The sequence below is a fragment of the Pseudomonas sp. 10C3 genome, assembly GCF_036346185.1.
Lineage (GTDB): Bacteria > Pseudomonadota > Gammaproteobacteria > Pseudomonadales > Pseudomonadaceae > Aquipseudomonas.
The window spans coordinates 1-644 of record NZ_JASJVE010000071.1 but is presented as its reverse complement, the minus strand read 5'-3'; the positions used below and the strand labels follow the sequence as shown (position 1 = coordinate 644).

General features: G+C 57.5%; 1 protein-coding gene. It reads right to left on the bottom strand.

The window, feature by feature from the left end; genetic code table 11:
- Nucleotides 1–644: glycosyltransferase (locus tag QN399_RS26145; protein ID WP_330201930.1), on the bottom strand; the 644-nt coding region annotated here is incomplete at both ends.

The following is a 644-nucleotide window of genomic DNA, read 5'->3' as shown; positions in this document are numbered from 1 at the left end:
GTCGATTCTTCGAACAGAAAACCAGTCACGCCATCTTCAATGGTGTCGGCCAACCCCCCTGTTTTACGGGCCACCGGCAAGGAGCCAAAACGCTGGGCGTACATCTGGCTCAAGCCACAAGGCTCATAACGCGAAGGCATCAGCAAGAAATCGCTGCCGGCAAACATGCGTCGGGCATCCGTTTCGTTGAACCCGATGCGCACCCCGATCTGGCCCGGGAAACGCAGGGCCAGTGCGCGCATGGCATCCTCTTCCTCCGGTTCGCCGCGACCGATGATCGCAATTTGCCCGCCTTGATTGACGATATGCTCGGCAACACCGATGGTCAGGTCCAGGCCTTTCTGGAAGACCAGGCGCGATACCACAGCGAACAAAGGACCCGTGGAAGGCTCAAGCTCGAACAACTCACGTACATGGTCGGCGTTGATTTCCTTGCGCTGCCATTCGTTTGGGGCAAACCGGCAAATCAAGTGTTCATCGGTTTCCGAATCCCAACTGGCGTCGATGCCATTTGGAATCCCGCTGAGCAGTCCTTGCCTGGCCTTGCTTTGCAGAAAGCCTTCCAGACCACAGCCAAAGGCCGGCGTGGTGATTTCCTTGGCGTAAGTCGCACTCACGGTGGTGATGTGGCTGGCATAAGCCAT